The 15,304-nt window shown below is 42.3% G+C and carries 9 protein-coding genes; 8 read left to right on the top strand and 1 reads right to left on the bottom strand.

The genetic code is table 11. From position 1 onward, the window contains the following. Positions 1-95 precede the first annotated feature (95 nt). On the top strand, positions 96-998 hold the full coding sequence (locus ONB37_00995; GenBank protein MDZ7398716.1) for a DUF4835 family protein: 903 nt from the start codon (positions 96-98) through the stop codon (positions 996-998). On the opposite strand, the gene ONB37_00990 is transcribed toward ONB37_00995, so the two are convergent. Next, entirely contained in the window at positions 995-2,233 is a 1,239-nt protein-coding gene (locus tag ONB37_00990; protein MDZ7398715.1) for an Ig-like domain-containing protein, read from the bottom strand. The two genes, ONB37_00995 and ONB37_00990, sit on opposite strands and share 4 nt — an antisense overlap. Positions 2,234-2,709: 476 nt before the next feature. Here ONB37_00990 and ONB37_00985 point away from each other — a divergent pair, with 476 nt between their 5' ends. The 7 genes from ONB37_00985 to rlmD all read left to right on the top strand — a co-directional run bounded on the left by ONB37_00985 (position 2,710) and on the right by rlmD (position 14,957). Further along, on the top strand, positions 2,710-3,927 hold the full coding sequence (locus ONB37_00985; protein MDZ7398714.1) for an ABC transporter substrate-binding protein: 1,218 nt from the start codon (positions 2,710-2,712) through the stop codon (positions 3,925-3,927). A 268-nt stretch (positions 3,928-4,195) separates the two neighbouring features. Next, positions 4,196-6,001: an ATP-binding protein gene (locus ONB37_00980; protein MDZ7398713.1), complete on the top strand. Its 1,806-nt coding sequence runs from the start codon at positions 4,196-4,198 to the stop codon at positions 5,999-6,001. 361 nt (positions 6,002-6,362) lie between these two features. Then, complete coding sequence (gene rpsU, locus ONB37_00975) at positions 6,363-6,554, top strand: 30S ribosomal protein S21 (GenBank protein MDZ7398712.1); 192 nt, start codon at positions 6,363-6,365, stop codon at positions 6,552-6,554. Between the two features lie 248 nt (positions 6,555-6,802). Continuing rightward, the gene (locus ONB37_00970) at positions 6,803-7,660 is read left to right on the top strand and encodes an RNA polymerase sigma factor RpoD/SigA (protein ID MDZ7398711.1); all 858 of its coding nucleotides are present in this window, start codon (positions 6,803-6,805) and stop codon (positions 7,658-7,660) included. A gap of 278 nt (positions 7,661-7,938) precedes the next feature. Next, entirely contained in the window at positions 7,939-8,352 is a 414-nt protein-coding gene (locus ONB37_00965) for a SoxR reducing system RseC family protein (GenBank protein ID MDZ7398710.1), read from the top strand. 649 nt (positions 8,353-9,001) lie between these two features. Beyond that, positions 9,002-13,051, top strand: a complete 4,050-nt coding sequence (porU, locus tag ONB37_00960) for a type IX secretion system sortase PorU (GenBank protein ID MDZ7398709.1) — start codon at positions 9,002-9,004, stop codon at positions 13,049-13,051. A 475-nt stretch (positions 13,052-13,526) separates the two neighbouring features. Continuing rightward, entirely contained in the window at positions 13,527-14,957 is a 1,431-nt protein-coding gene (gene rlmD / locus ONB37_00955; protein MDZ7398708.1) for a 23S rRNA (uracil(1939)-C(5))-methyltransferase RlmD, read from the top strand. Positions 14,958-15,304: the final 347 nt, after the last annotated feature.

Below are 15,304 nucleotides of genomic sequence, written 5' to 3'. Positions count from 1 at the left end.
GTTAATATTCAATATCTTTTGATTGAATCAGAACTAATACGATCACTCTGTGGATGCTATTCTTGAGCATAATTATGATCGGAAGGAAATCAACGATGATTAACTACCAGCACAATTTTAAAGTAAAAATGAAAAATCGCTTCTTAAATTCCCTTTTAACAATTTTGTTTTTTCTTTTTCTTTCGATTCTGCCGTTCGAGCTGCTTTCTCAACGGATCATAGTGACAGTTGATTTAGAATTGAACGCCCTCCCTGACGAAAATCGAAATAAGCTCCAAAACTTTAAACAGGTTTTGGAGGATTATCTTAATAATTACAAATGGACCAAGGATGAGTTTGTCGGGGAGCTAAAAATTAGCTGGTCGCTTGTATTGCAAGATATCAGTGTCAGCTATCAGGACCGATACAAAGCACAGATTTTAGTCAGCAATAATAGCGATGTCCAGTACGCCGACCGCCGTTGTCGGTTCGCTTATCAAAAGGGCGAAATCCCGGTTCATTCTGATAATCATTGGGATTCTTTGACCAGCTTATTAGATTTTTATATGAACATTATCATCGCCGAAGAAATGGATAAATTTGGTTATCTTTTGGGAACCCCCTATTTTGAAAGAGCGAAATTAATTGCTGAACAGGCTCGTTTTGGTCTGGGACAATTTATAGAAGGCTGGGATCTTCGAGTGGAACTGATCACCGATCTAATGAATGATAAGACCAAAAAGTACCGTGAGATGAAAGATTTTTATTTTTACGGATTATATTTCTCCAAAGAAGATCCTGCCAAGGCCAGAACCTACATCCGAGAAGCAATTAATATGTTAGAAGAAATACAAAAGGTCGAAGATCCGAAATACAAAAGATGCACAAAATTTTTAGAAGCTCATCACATCGAAATCGTTGAATTATTCAAGACATCTGAGGAAACTGAGATATTTGAGAAATTGATCAAATTAGACCCAGAGCGTGCCGGTATCTATCGAGAGTATATCAAATTTTAATAGCCGGTTTTGAATACGAAACTATAATTGGATGGCAAACGATTTCTCCAGGCATCGGTACAAGTCGTATCGATCGTTACCATATAGAATGTGTTTGGTTGCAATCGAGCAGTGCCTGAATATTGGAAGCGTGATAAATCACTCCACTGGAAATCCCACCCTTCAATTGTTGGTGATAAAGTGAAGGCCTGTTGAACTGAGTTTTGATCGACCAGCGTGTTGAAACCAATGACAATCGGACCGGAGCGACTTACTCCTGTGGCACCGTTTTCTGGAAAGTTATAGCTGATTTTCAATGGCTCGGTTCTAAAGGCTGTTGCGCTCTGCTGTTGCAAAAAATTTCCAAATACATCCCTGGCTTCACTTCCCACAATGACAATATATTGCGTATTGCTTGCCAAGTAACTGCCTGGCTGAAAAATAAACCGGCGCGAATCCAGCCATTTGAAATTGCCCAGCTTGTTCGGTTGTATTATGAAATTTTGCTCGACGCTGCTCCGATCCATTCTGGAATTAAAACTGATGAAAATCTCAGTCTGCGGTGACACAAAAGAAGCGTCATTCTCTGGAATGGTGCTGGTGACTCTCACACCCTCGGTGGTAAAGTTGCTTGTAAAATTAAAGGGTAGATTTTTTCCATGACTGGTGCGCGCTTCGGTGGTAAGAAGGAATGTATAAACCGTTTTCGATTGAAATTGATCATCTGGGAAAAAAGAAAGATGGCTGTTCCCAAACACGATTTGCCAGCTGAAGTGACCCGGTGTCGCAGGTTCAAGACGAAAGTTCTGCTCAACGGAAGAGTGATCCATTAACGTTGCAAATTGGATCTGTATCGGTGCTGTTAATGGGAAATTTGTGGCGCCAGACACTGGAATAAAGGATGAGATCTGTTCGGGATAGGGTCGGAGTTCGACATCAGGGATGGTAGTGGTCTGACCAGAATGAACTGTCAATTGGTTGATGAATTGTCTACCATAATTTTGGGCAGAGATTTCCAAATTATAAATGCCAGGGGCTAAACTGTCTAATGTAAAGAAACCTGAGGAGTCACAAGTAGTGGTTCGGATCAATTGTCCCTGATAAAGCTCAATCACAGCGCGAATGCTTTCTGGCCTTACTCTTCCAACGATCCTACCCGGCAAGTTTTGAGGGAAGAATGGCTGTTCTTCGGTGCATGCCAGTTGAAGCAAAATCATAACTCCCATAAACCATGAGACATGACGGCAGGCGTCCATACAAAGCACTCCCCTGCTTGTTTGTGCTTCATTTTTTTCTGATGTAATTAACAAATATTTTTGATGAATGTCAAGACTTTTTTGCTAACTCTAACTCTTGATTATTGCTCTTTTTTTACATGATCAATTAGATTTTAAATTTTTGCTTGCTATTTTGAAATAAAAATATTAAAATAATTGTTCAAGCGATGATTTCGATAGCGAGCAAATAAGATAATATCGAATGGAACATTCATAATGGAAAGGGATATTGTGCTAGAAATTCCTTGTCCATTTCAATGCAAATATATACATGGGAATCGGACTTGTATTGCAATCCAATGGCTTTTGATTGAGTTCATTGTCTCAAGAATGCGATGCCGTTTCAGTACAGTTGATGTTCGATCCTTCTATGAAATCGCCATCAATTGTGGCGAATAGGAACAAAAATCGAATATTATTTGCTAACCATGATCACTGAAAGGTCATAAATAATTTTGGATAAAACAATCGCTAAATCGACCGCTTGTCTCCTCCTAAGGATGATTTTCTGCTGTTGGCTAATCGTTGGAGTTAGAAGTGCGCTCTCCCAAAATCAAATTCAGCCGAAGCCTCAGGATTTAGTAGTTGGGGAGTTGCTTGGCAGAATAGATCCGTCGGATCTTGAGCAATATATCCAGAATGATTACTATCCAGTGCTTACGCCCAATAGCGCTCAGGAAGTTGTAAAAATCGCTGAGACAGATCAAACAGTGATGTTTAAGATTTATTATCCAGGGGCAGCAGCTTCGAATCATCCATCTCGAGTGATTTTTCAATTTTTTGATTCAGAGAACAGCCTAATTGGGGCGATTGTCAAAGAGGAAATCGATTTTGCGATCACGGAAAGTTACAGCACTGCTGAGGAAGTGCATAAATCAACCACCGCCTATGCCATTCACTTTCGCTATAAACGACCAAACGAAGTAAAGACGCTGGTTTTCAATAATCAACATAACATTTTAAGAAGTGCTGTGATCAGACAAGCGCTCACTTATTTGATAGATCGTCACGCAATTCTTGAGAGAGTTCTCAATCGAACTGCCGATTTGGCCGATGGCCCGCTTTCTCGAGAATCGTCGCTTCATCTTTCCGATCTTGAAGAATACAAGTTTAATCCCAAAAAAGCAATTCAATTACTCCAATCAGAAAATTGGTTTGACACAGATGGCGATGATATTCTGGATAAGGCTGGCGTGCCATTTCGGATCACCCTTGGTTATGAAAAGGGGGTAGCGATCGAAGAGCAATTAGCAACGCGTATCAAGCTTGCCTGGAACAAAATGGGAATCGATGTGCTCCGGAAACCTATGTTTAAGAGCGAAATTAAAAAATCTCTGATGGAAAAGAATTACGATGTGCTCCTGACAACCCTAATATTTGATGAGACAATTGAGAGCATCGAGACCTATTTCGGATCTAGGAATAGTGACAATATTTTTGGGTATCGAAATCGCAAGATCGATCATTTGTTCTCATTATACCACATCCAACCGGATCAGAATTCTCGAAAATTGCTACTCCAAGCGATCTTAAAACAGATCAATTCCGATCAGCCTGGCGCCTTTTTATTCTTCTTATGGTTGGATCGATATTTTGTGAATCGGCAGAAATTCACCAATTTTCAATCCAAAGGGAAATTGTTGCCATTTGCGGAATGGGAATTCAGGAAATGACTCTGCCTTAAGCCGCCAATTTCGATCCGATTTGCCCAATTAGTTCGCAACGCGGGCAATTGATGCATGCAACTGATCATGCAAGGTATTGACGTTGATTTATTTCGTGGAGAGAACTGCGAAATGTACTGGTCGATTGAGATGAACAGTGCAATCGTCATCAAAGAAACACATCTGCTAATCAGCTTGGTGTATTTTTCCGAATTTTGCTCATGAAAGTGCAACTGGAAGCATTTGGCGCATAGGGTTATCGGAAAACAAGGATCTAGTGAATATCAAAAGCATCGTTATGCGACCATTGCGAATTAAAATCAAGCATAGATTTATTACCAAATTGCTTATATCTCATATTTTGGTGGCCTCGGTTCCACTACTGATCACCGGGTTGGTGTTGATCCACACCGTTCAAAATGCAGTTGAAATGACGGTGCGGGAGCGGAACACCGAGTTGGCGCGCAATTTTGCACGGATCACGAGAACCAGGATTGAAAACGCCAGGAAAAACCTGGAGTTCAACGCATTCAATGTCCTGAATAATCTCAAAACTCGGTTTGCTCAGGATCTATTGATCAACGAGATGGTGGCAAATTTTCCGCTGTTTAGCACTATCAAGATTTTGGACGATACAGGAAAGATCGTTATTTCAACAGTTCCAAATGAGGACTCGCTTCGATATTGTCATGAGAATTTTATTCACCAGGTGAAACAGGGACATGGCTATCAGTCTGAGGTCTATCTGACCGAATATCAGTTGCCGGTCATGGACATGGCAGAAGTCATTCGTTTTTATGATGAGAAAGATCTGATCCTGCTGGCCCAGGTGAATTTGAAAGACATGTGGGAAGTGGTGGATAGCAGTGCGGTGGGCAAATCTGGTCAGGCTTTTGTATTCGAGAAAAATGGACGGTTTATTGCCCATTCAGATCCCCGGAATGTCTATTTAAAGGAAAGCTTCCGCGAGGTTGATATACTGACTGATATCAACAATAATAAATCAGGTCAGAGGATCTATGTAAATCGGGATGGGGTGAAGATGATTGCTGCATATGAAGCGTTGCCCGAACTGGGGTGGGGCGTGGTAATCCAGCAGCCGCTGCACGAAGCATTTGCAGTTGCTGATAAAATGAAGCTTCAGATTCTCTTGTTTATGGGGACAAGCGTGGGGCTCTCGATGGTGATCGCATATATTTTTACCCGAAGGATCGTCACTCCAGTAAAGCAATTGGTTTCAGGGATTGATAAATTTTCAGCTGGTGATCTCAAATATCGGATCCCTACACTTGGAGCGGATGAGATCTCGATGTTAGCAGACCGCTTCAATGAGATGGCGGAGAAATTGACTTTGTTCCAGGAACGATTAAAACGCAGTGAACGGCTCGAGACGCTGAGTCGATTGGCCTCTGTGCTTTCGCACGAGATTCGCAATCCATTGAATGCTATGGTTGTAAACATGCAGGTCATGGAGCGGGAGCTCAATCGACCAGCGCCAAAATTATCGAAATTGCGCCACTATCTTTGCATCGTTGCCAGCGAAATTCAACGGGTTGATGACTTGGTGAATAATTTTCTAATGATCTCTAAAACCCGAAAATTGGATCGCAAAATGGTTCGAGTGGATCAATTGCTCGACGAAACCATCATCTCCCTTCAGGCTGAGGCGTTGCAAAATGGTATTCGAATAAATCGTCAATACCGGAGCGATGATACATTGCTTTTCATCGATGAACAAAAGATGCGTCAGGTATTTTTAAATATCTTGGTCAATGCAATCCAGGCGATGCCAGGTGGAGGGGTGATTACGGTCGAATTGCAAACTTTCGTCTCAAAAGAGCCTGATGAACAATTGGAATGGTTAGTGATCAATTTTCATGATACTGGAAAAGGAATTCCGCAAGAGCTACTGGGACAAATTTTCGATTTTTATTTTTCGACGAAGCCGACAGGCACTGGCCTGGGTCTGTCGATTGCCCAACAGATCGTAGAAGAACACGGCGGTCGCATCGAAGTGCAAAGCAAGGTTAATTTTGGCTCCACTTTTTCAGTTTTTTTGCCGAAGATCAAAAAAAAAGCTTAAAAAGCCAGAAAAAAATACAAAATTTCAAATCATTCGCTTGACTTCTGGAGATTTATTTAGTATATTAATTTTGGAATCGATACAGGATCGGGATCGGATATTCAATATTAATCTTCAAAAAAAGAGGCGGATTTGGTTTCTTGTTATTCGCTCACTAAAACAGCAATCAGATTGATTCCCCCAACCTATTCGGTCTCGAATATTTCAAAAATGTCAATGATAAAAAAATATGGTTAAAAATAGCTGCAGGTATAAAAATATTTTAAAACGTGAGGAACTTTAAAACTGAGCTTTAGTATAAATCCCGAATGAAAATTTCATAGAGCACAAAAAGAGAAGGAGAGAAAGGATGTGATCTAACATGATCAAAGTGATCGTTGGTGAGAAAGAACCCATAGATCGCGCCATCACTCGTTTTAAGAAGAAATGTCAACAAGCTGGAGTTTTGCGGGATTATCGAAAGAACAGCTATTTTTTAAAGCCGAGTCAACGAAAACGCTTAAAACATGATAAGGCGATTCGGCGGGTAAAAAAAATATTAGAAAAAACTTGACAACACTGGGAAATTTAATGTAGCATCGACTGGGCTGGAGATAAAGTTCGTGAAAGATGTTGATTTGAGTCTGATTCTGATCTTCATTTGTTTCCTTCAATGGACCGTCCGTTTTTTCCTTTAGATATCAGGTCAAAAGGGTTTTGACAATTAACTGAAATAACAATTTTATAGCAAAAGTTTTTCTGTAATGGGATTTGTTCGTCTGTATTGTATTCTAACTAAGATTTGAATTTGTTGGTAGTTGTATGGCTAAGAAGAAGAAAGTGGTAGGATCTCGAACGAAACAATCTATCGAAAAATATCTTGAGGAGATCGGTGGATTCTCGCCATTACGGCCAGAGGAAGAGATCGAACTTGCCAGGAGAATTCGCCGAGGTGATGAGGAGGCTCTTGATAAATTGGTGAAAGCCAATTTGCGTTTTGTCATTAGTGTAGCGAAGGAATATCAGGGACAGGGCTTGCCATTGCAGGATCTGATCAGCGAAGGCAATCTTGGGCTCATCAAGGCGGCACAACGCTTTGACGAGACCAGGGGTTTTAAATTCATTTCCTATGCGGTGTGGTGGATCCGGCAGTCCATCCTGCAAGCGCTGGCAGAACAGTCCCGAGTGGTTCGTTTGCCTTTGAACCGAGTGGGGGCTATTAATAAGATCGGTCGTGCCCTGGAATCGCTGGAGAAAGCCTTTGGCCGTGAACCCAGCATGGATGAAGTCGCAATGAAAATGGAGATGTCGACCTTCGAGGTGGCCGATGTATTGAAAACCTCAGCACGGCATCTATCTCTGGATGAGCCGTTCAAAGAAGAAGACGGTAATAGTTTGCTCGATGTGATTGAAAGCGACCGATATAGTCCGCCGGACAGCACCTTGATGAAAGAGTCGCTGCAGGTCGAAATAGATAAAATCTTGTCGACCTTGAAACCGAGGGAAGCTGAGATTATTCGGCTCTATTTTGGTCTTGAGGGCGATCGTCCATTGACGCTGGAAGAGATCGGCGAACATTTTCGGCTGACCCGGGAACGGGTGCGACAGATCAAAGAAAAAGCCCTTCGGCGATTGCGCCATCGATCTCGGTTAGAACCATTAAGGAAATACCTCGGATAATTTTTGGCAAAAAATCGCTAAGCCCTTAGTAGTATCACTAAGGGCTTTTTTATTTCTGGTTGAACTCAAAAGACAATTGTTCGTTTAAAATAAAAAATCTAATTCATGAGCTTTAGAATCGCTTGGCATGGTAACAATTGGTTGGCAATGATGAAAGTTCTTCTAAAAATATTAGAAAAACGAAAAATAAATCCATCAGGGTTTAATCTATTTTCCAGATGCTTGTTTCTTTATCTGTCAGCTTTGAACATGAAAATTTGGGGTAATTGGGATAAATTATGTTAGAAAATGGCATCGTTATGAGGGTAGAGCGCGATTTGGCCTGGGTGATGATGATCAAGGGTGAACAATGTGCTGGGTGCACCGCATGCAAGTCCTTTGGCGAGGGGCGCTTTGAAATAGTAGCCTTGAATCGATTAGGCGCTCGGCCTGGGGATAATGTTGAAGTGGAGATAAATCCCAAGCAGGTGGTAAAATATTCGGCTATCGTATTTCTGTTGCCCGTGTTTGCTTTAATTATCGGCTATTTCTTGGGGAGCTCATGGCTTTCTGTTTTAGGGTGGTCAGATGAAGCTGCTGGGATCGTTGGTAGTTTGGGATTAATGATCCTTTGTTTTTTGGGGATCGCCGGTTACGATCGGATCATCAGTCGATCCCAGCAGGTGAACGCATATATCCGGCGTGTGCTTTGATAATAACTAAGAATGATGGATGTTCAATTTTCGTTAGGCAAGCCTAATGAGAAATGCAATGATCTATGATTTGCTTTTTTTAGCTTGGCTTGAAATTCATCGTCTTGTAATGGCCGATCTGGTTAATAACGGATGCGTTGCCTGAAGGACTTCCTGCAAACCAGATCCGAATAGCCAAACAAGACATTTTGACCGCTTGTGTGGCTAATTACTAATGATCATTTTGTTCATTTTTGAAACTTGATAAATCATCCCATAGCGCATTCTGGATAGTAAAATTTATCAGCTTAAGTTAGAAATTAGTTGTCGCGCCGATGCAATTGCAATAAGCTGAATTGTAATTGATGAAGCATTGAAAGATCTTGTCTTGCCTCAGATCCATGGGGAAGTTCAACTTGAGCTTTGAGGCGATGCTGAATTATGAGCAATGAGCAAGCAGGGCGTAAATTAGCATTGTTTGAACGATGCAATTTCTTGGGCCAAAAGAGTCGCCTGATTTGACTCATCAGGGACCTCACTGAATATTTTTCCATGAGGTTCCAAGGTGTGGTAATTTAAAAATGTGCATTGGTTTTAAATGATTAGGCCTGTTTTATCCTGCTCAACCCCAGGAATCTAAACACGAAAATCTTATTTGGAGTTTATTTTTATGATCAACCAGTTTGCGAGTAATCAGATCAAGCAGATTTTGATCGCAGCGGCTATGCTACTTAGTTTCTTCAGCGGCGCAACTCTATCTGCAATGAGTGATGATGTTAGGATCCTTGACGCTTCAGATCAGGGCATTACACTCGAACTGTCTCCTTTAATTGAGCGTATTGATACGCTGCGAATCAATCAAGATATATTTTTAAGTATTCGATTGAGCAATGGGAGCATTTCGGGGGATCCGGGTTACCCAGCAATTCCAACCAGGGTGGTAAATGTCGGCATCCCTTTGGAGGCAGAGGTTACTGTCAAAATTATTGGGGTGGAGACCCAAGCATTCGAAGGTAAATTGTTGCCAATTCCTTTCATTGATCAAGCGGCAAATTATCATTATCATCCTCAACCAGAAGTCTACCAGTCAACACAACTATTCCCCCAGCAGATCATCACTTTTGATCAGTCAGGTTTTATCAGGGATCAACGAGTGGTAACCATTCGTTTAGCGCCTTTGCAACTGCAGGGAGGTGCCAATCGAATTTTATTCCATCATAGAATAATCATCCGAGTGGATTTCAATGGTAGTACAGAGGGCATCGGATCAAGGCTGGATGCGAGGAGGGATGAAGAGTTTTATCGAGGTGTTGTCATAAATTTTCCTCAATCTCGTAAATGGTTGAAACGGCATCTGCCGCAACTCAAGCGCGCGAAACCAGTATTTCCGGCTGAGAATTTGTATAAAATTACTATTAAACAGGATGGGTTATATAAAATTAGCGGTGATGATTTAGCGAAACAAGGAGTAAACATCAGCGCTATCCAACCAGAAACCATTAAAATTTTCAATAATGGGGGGCGCGAACTGCCCCAAAGCCTAAAGGAATGGCGTCCCGATAGTTTAATTGAACACGCCATTCGGGTGGTTGATCTTAATGGCAATGGTAAATTCGATAAAGACGATTATATTTTATTTTACGGGAAGGCGGTGAATGGATGGGATCGGCTCGATAGCAAGCCCAGTTTTTATCAGCACTATATCAACCACTACACCACAGAAAATATTTATTGGTTAAACTGGGGGAATAGGCTTGGGAAACGGATGGCGATGAAGCCGTCGGTTGCTCTGGCTGGAGCTACCCCAGCTCCCTATTTTACTGGACGCTTTTTCAATGAAGATGAGTCAGTCAATTACCTCAAATCTGGGATCAATTGGTTCGGTCGTCAGATGCTCGGCCAGAGCGCTCAACAAAGTTATAGCGTATTCCTGCCTGACCCAGCAACCAGTGAAAACAATGTCTACTTCAAAATCCAACTGCTCGGCATCACACCTGGGAATCACAGTTTCAGTGTGACGCTCAATAATCAATTGCTCGGCAACTTTTCATTCTATGGGAGTTACACGCTGCGGGCGTTCGAAGCTCAAGCGACCGTCCCCTTGGCGGCCAATGGAGTCAATACCCTGAAAATCACTTATAATGGAAGTGCGGCTGAGAGCCAGAGTTATGTGGATTGGTTTGAGATTCAATATAAAAGACAATTCATTGCTCGGGATAACTCGCTTATGTTCAACCAGGTTGGCGAAGCTCCTCAATTATACCAGATCTCCAATTTCAAAAACAATCAGATTGAAGTTTATGACATTACCGATCCATTCAATGTTCAGATGATCGCCGACGCCGTTATTGGCTCTGGCACTATTACTTTTGGCGATGCAAGTACGGGATTGCCGCGCCGAGATTACTTCGCGGCGACACCTGAAGCATGGTTGCAGCCAACAAGAATTCAACCAGTAACATCAGCCAATCTGCGAAATTCGGTGGAGGGAGCAGATTTTATCATTATCACTCATGATGATTTTTACGATGCCGTGCTTCCACTCAAGTATCATCGTGAAACCTTTGATAGCTTAAAAACTTTTGTAGTCAGAATAACAGATGTTTATCACGAATTCTCTTGGGGCTTGTTTGACCCCATAGCCATACGGGATTTCATCAAGTATGCTTATGACAATTGGACGCCTTCTCCGCGCTATGTTTTGCTTTGCGGAGATGGGGATTATGATTACAAGAACATCAAAAGCAATCTAGATCGAAATTGGATCCCGACCTATCAGACAGCGGAGCTTGATGAAAATTCTAATCGAACGATGGATGAATTTTTTGTGTTAGTGAGCGGAGATGATAATCATCCAGACCTGGCAATTGGGCGATTTCCAGTGCAATCGGTCGAAGAAACTCAGAATGTGGTCGAAAAAATCCTCCGCTATGAAACTTTACCTTACTGGCAGCCAGATCAGGAGATTCCGGTGGAGGACTGGCGAAATATCGTGACCATGGTGGCGGATGATGAGTATCATAATTCGCAAAGTCAGAATGAAGTGATGCATACGCGGGATGCCGAAACCATCATGGAAGTGACCATCCCAAAATCATTGAACAAAGAAAAAATCTATCTGATCGAGTACCCAGCGATTCGAGAACCCGCATTCTCTGGTTTTCGCAAGCCAGCGGCCACAGCAGCCTTATTGGACCGTCTGAATAAAGGGACACTGATTGTAAATTATGTAGGTCATGGCGCTCCCACCATCTGGGCTGACGAACGCGTTCTGTTGGACAATCGCGATGTCGACTTGATACAGAATGATGATAAGTTGCCACTTTGGGTTGCAGCGACCTGCGATTTCGGCCGATTTGATGATCCAATGGAGCGGGGAACGGCTGAAAAGCTCTTTGTAACAAAACGAAGGGGTGGAATTGCTTTCATGACTTCTGCTCGTTTGGCTTATGCCAGTGATAACACTGAGCTGAACAAGAGATTTTATCAACAGTTGTTCAGCAATCCATATGGCCCAACTGAAAGGTTAGGTGTGGCTCTAATTCGCGCCAAAATCAACAACTTCAGCACCATCAATGACCAGAAATACCACTTATATGGCGATCCGACTATGCGTTTGGCAAAACCGATACTGATCGGAAATATCGCCTCCATGCAGCCCGATACCCTCAAGGCATTGAGCGAGATCATCATTCGCGGTCAAGCGACGACAGGCAAGCCGGGAGCACAAAAGTTCTCTGGCAAGGCATTGCTAAAAATTTTCGATTCTCAAAGCATCAAAATCTATCAAACGCCATTTGGCAGCCAAATCCCTTATATCGCACCAGGTCGAACCATTTTCCGAGGCATCGTAAATGTCAATCAAGGCGAATTGGCCGCCCGTTTTATGGTGCCAAAAGATATCTCTTATGGGGGGACAAATGGGAGAATCAGCATTTACTTCGCAAATGAACAACAGCATGGCGCAGCCTATCGGGAGAATATCCCAGTCGGCGGAACTTCAGCACTGCGAGATATTGAAGGCCCGATCATTAAAATCAGAGTTGCTGGTGGCTTATTAAGTGATGGAAGCTATATTCCCCAAGATGCGATCCTTGAAATTGAGATCGCTGATAGCGTGAGCGGCGTCAATATTGCGGGAGACATTGGACATCATATTACCATGGTTATTGATGATCGCGACGATAATGAGATAATTTTAACAGACCAATTCAACTATTACGAGGACAATTTCAAAGCGGGAAAGATCCGGTATCCTTTGACCAGCTATAAGAGCAATTCGTATGATTCAAACAATAATCTCATCCAACATGTTGGCCTTGAACCAGGGGAACATAAAGTGCGCGTCAAAGCTTGGGATAACTTTAATAACTCCTCAGTCGCTTCAATTGGCTTCACTGTGATCTCAAACGATCAATTGAAAATCTCCAACGTTTATAATTATCCCAATCCATTCACAACTGGCACAACATTTTTGTTCTCGTTAAGTCATCCTTCGCAGTGTCGGATTAGGATTTATACCATCGCTGGTAGGTTAATTCAAACCATCTCCGATCTCTCATGCGATGCCGGGCTTAATCAGGTATTTTGGGATGGCCACGACCGAGATGGCGATCCTTTGGCCAATGGGGTTTATCTCTATCAAATTGCAGCTACGGCCCGAACTGGTGAACGAATTTTAAAGGACGAATTCGTCGGAAAATTGGTCATCGCTCGATAGAAATTGGAAGTCGTCGAGAGGGCAACAAATATCAATCGATGAAATCGAAAACGATTGCTTCAAAAGAGAGAGCATGGGTGATATCGGCTGGACAAAAAAATGGGTTCTCAAAAACTAGGAAGGAAAGTGAAATATCTGTTTGCTGAGAACCCATTGTCGTATTGCGGAACAGCAGTATTCGGGTCAAATGTGCTGTTTTAGGTTGGATTTTTTAAATCGGGTACCTCCTCTGCATAATAACCTGACTTCACTGGAACGATTCAGAGCATCGATTTGGTGATTTATTAACTCGCTTTTAAATGAAACAAATCATATGCCAAGATTTGGGCGATTATTTGAAGTTATCGGAATGGAGATTAATCTCGGGATGTTTTAGAGTTATCGCAATTGGCACTAAAACAAAAGCAGCGGAGTTTGATGTATCTCTCTGTCTCAGACAAATACGTTGTCTCAGTTTGAAACAATAGAATTCATTATGCCAGAATTGAAACGACGAGCGATTGTAGAATTGAATCTGGAGTCTATCGCATTCGGTGGTCAGGCTGTTGCTCATCATGACGGCTACACAATTTTTGTAGATCGAGGGCTGCCAGGGCAACGCGTAGAGGCTCAGATCGTTCGCTCCAAAAAGAATTTTGCTGAGGCAAAGCTTTTAAAAATCCTCATGCATTCTCCATTTGAAATACCACCGCCATGCCGTTACTTTGGTGTATGTGGCGGCTGTTTATTTCAGAATCTGGATTATCAGCAACAGCTTGCCCAAAAACATTGCCAGGTAGTGGATAGCCTCATTCATATCGGCGGATTCACTAACTTTGATGTGTTACCTACATTCCCCTCTCCTGATCTGTATTATTATCGGAATAAAATGGAATTTTCATTTGCACGACAGCGCTGGCTCATGGAGACAGAAATTCAATCTGGCCATCCAATTGAAAAGAATTTCGCGTTAGGACTTCACGTACCACGCTATTATGATAAAGTCTTGGATATTGACGAATGCTTATTGTTATCTGAACAAAGCAACAAAGTGCTGAATGCTGTGAAAGTCTATGCCCGTGAGAGCGGAATTCCCGCCTATTGCACCAGCGATCATCGCGGTTTTTGGCGGTTTTTGGTCATCAGACAATCGAAACGAACAGGCCAGATGATGGTGAACCTGGTTACCGCAGAAAATCCTAATGGGACCCGCTTGATTGAACAATTAGCGCAAGAGCTATCCCGTGCATTTCCGTTCATCACCACAATGGTTCATAATATTAACCGAAAAAAAGCGCAAATCGCATTTGGTGATGAAGAGCATATTCTCTTTGGCCCTGGGTATATCGAAGAATGGCTGGGGGATCGGCGTTACCGAATTTCTGCCAATTCGTTTTTTCAAACGAATACTCGACAAGCAGAACGTATGTATCAGCTTATCGCAGATTGGGGCCAATTCGAAGATCATCATATCGTTTATGATCTGTACAGCGGCGGTGGGGGCATTGCCATTTTTATTGCCTCGTTGGTCCAGCGGGTGATCGGAATAGAATTGGTGCCTCAAGCGATTCAGGATGCCCTGATCAACTGCCAACTCAATTCGGTGAACAATTGTGATTTTATCCAAGGGGATCTGAAGGATCAATTAGCAGATCCTGCCAAATTTATGCAGGTTCATGGTCGGCCTACCACGGTGATCATCGATCCGCCGCGCTCCGGGATGCATCCAAAATTACCAGAAAAAGTCATTCAATTACAGCCAAACAAGATTATCTACGTATCTTGCAATCCTGCGTCGTTAGCCCGCGACCTGAAAGCAATGGTGAATGACCGCAATTATCAAATCAGCAAAATCCAGCCGATCGACATGTTCCCCCACACCGCTCATTGCGAAGTGGTCGTTTTATTAGAGCGAAAATCAGAATGAATTTCTAACGAGACATGCACCGCAAAAATTTAAAAGGAATCGCGCTCTGATGAATGCGGGATGGAATCAAGAAAAAGACGAATGGATCTATTGATTTGACCTGGGAAAGTAATTCTGGATATTTTATGCAGGAATGCTTTCGGCAATCTTTTTTCTGGATTGACTTGCTCATGACAAAATTCGGTCATATAAAGATCTTCTTCGTCATCAAAATTCACCCATTGGCTTATTAAGACAAAGGAAGCCCATAGAGCTATGGCTCTATGGGCAAAATACAGCTTCACTAGTATGCTTAGAAATTTGCTCCGCTGAGGAACATTTGAGATAGCGATTGTAATTTCCAGTAA

It is taken from the genome of candidate division KSB1 bacterium, assembly GCA_034506395.1.
Taxonomy (GTDB): Bacteria; Zhuqueibacterota; Zhuqueibacteria; order Thermofontimicrobiales; family Thermofontimicrobiaceae; genus Thermofontimicrobium.
This window is presented reverse-complemented; position numbering and strand designations above follow the sequence as displayed.

Coding starts and splice junctions, on each gene's coding strand:
- ONB37_00995 (MDZ7398716.1), top strand. CDS start 96: ATGATTAACTACCAGCACAATTTTAAAGTAAAAATGAAAAATCGCTTC.
- ONB37_00990 (MDZ7398715.1), bottom strand. CDS start 2,233: ATGGACGCCTGCCGTCATGTCTCATGGTTTATGGGAGTTATGATTTTG.
- rpsU (MDZ7398712.1), top strand. CDS start 6,363: ATGATCAAAGTGATCGTTGGTGAGAAAGAACCCATAGATCGCGCCATC.
- ONB37_00970 (MDZ7398711.1), top strand. CDS start 6,803: ATGGCTAAGAAGAAGAAAGTGGTAGGATCTCGAACGAAACAATCTATC.
- ONB37_00965 (MDZ7398710.1), top strand. CDS start 7,939: ATGTTAGAAAATGGCATCGTTATGAGGGTAGAGCGCGATTTGGCCTGG.
- porU (MDZ7398709.1), top strand. CDS start 9,002: ATGATCAACCAGTTTGCGAGTAATCAGATCAAGCAGATTTTGATCGCA.
- rlmD (MDZ7398708.1), top strand. CDS start 13,527: ATGCCAGAATTGAAACGACGAGCGATTGTAGAATTGAATCTGGAGTCT.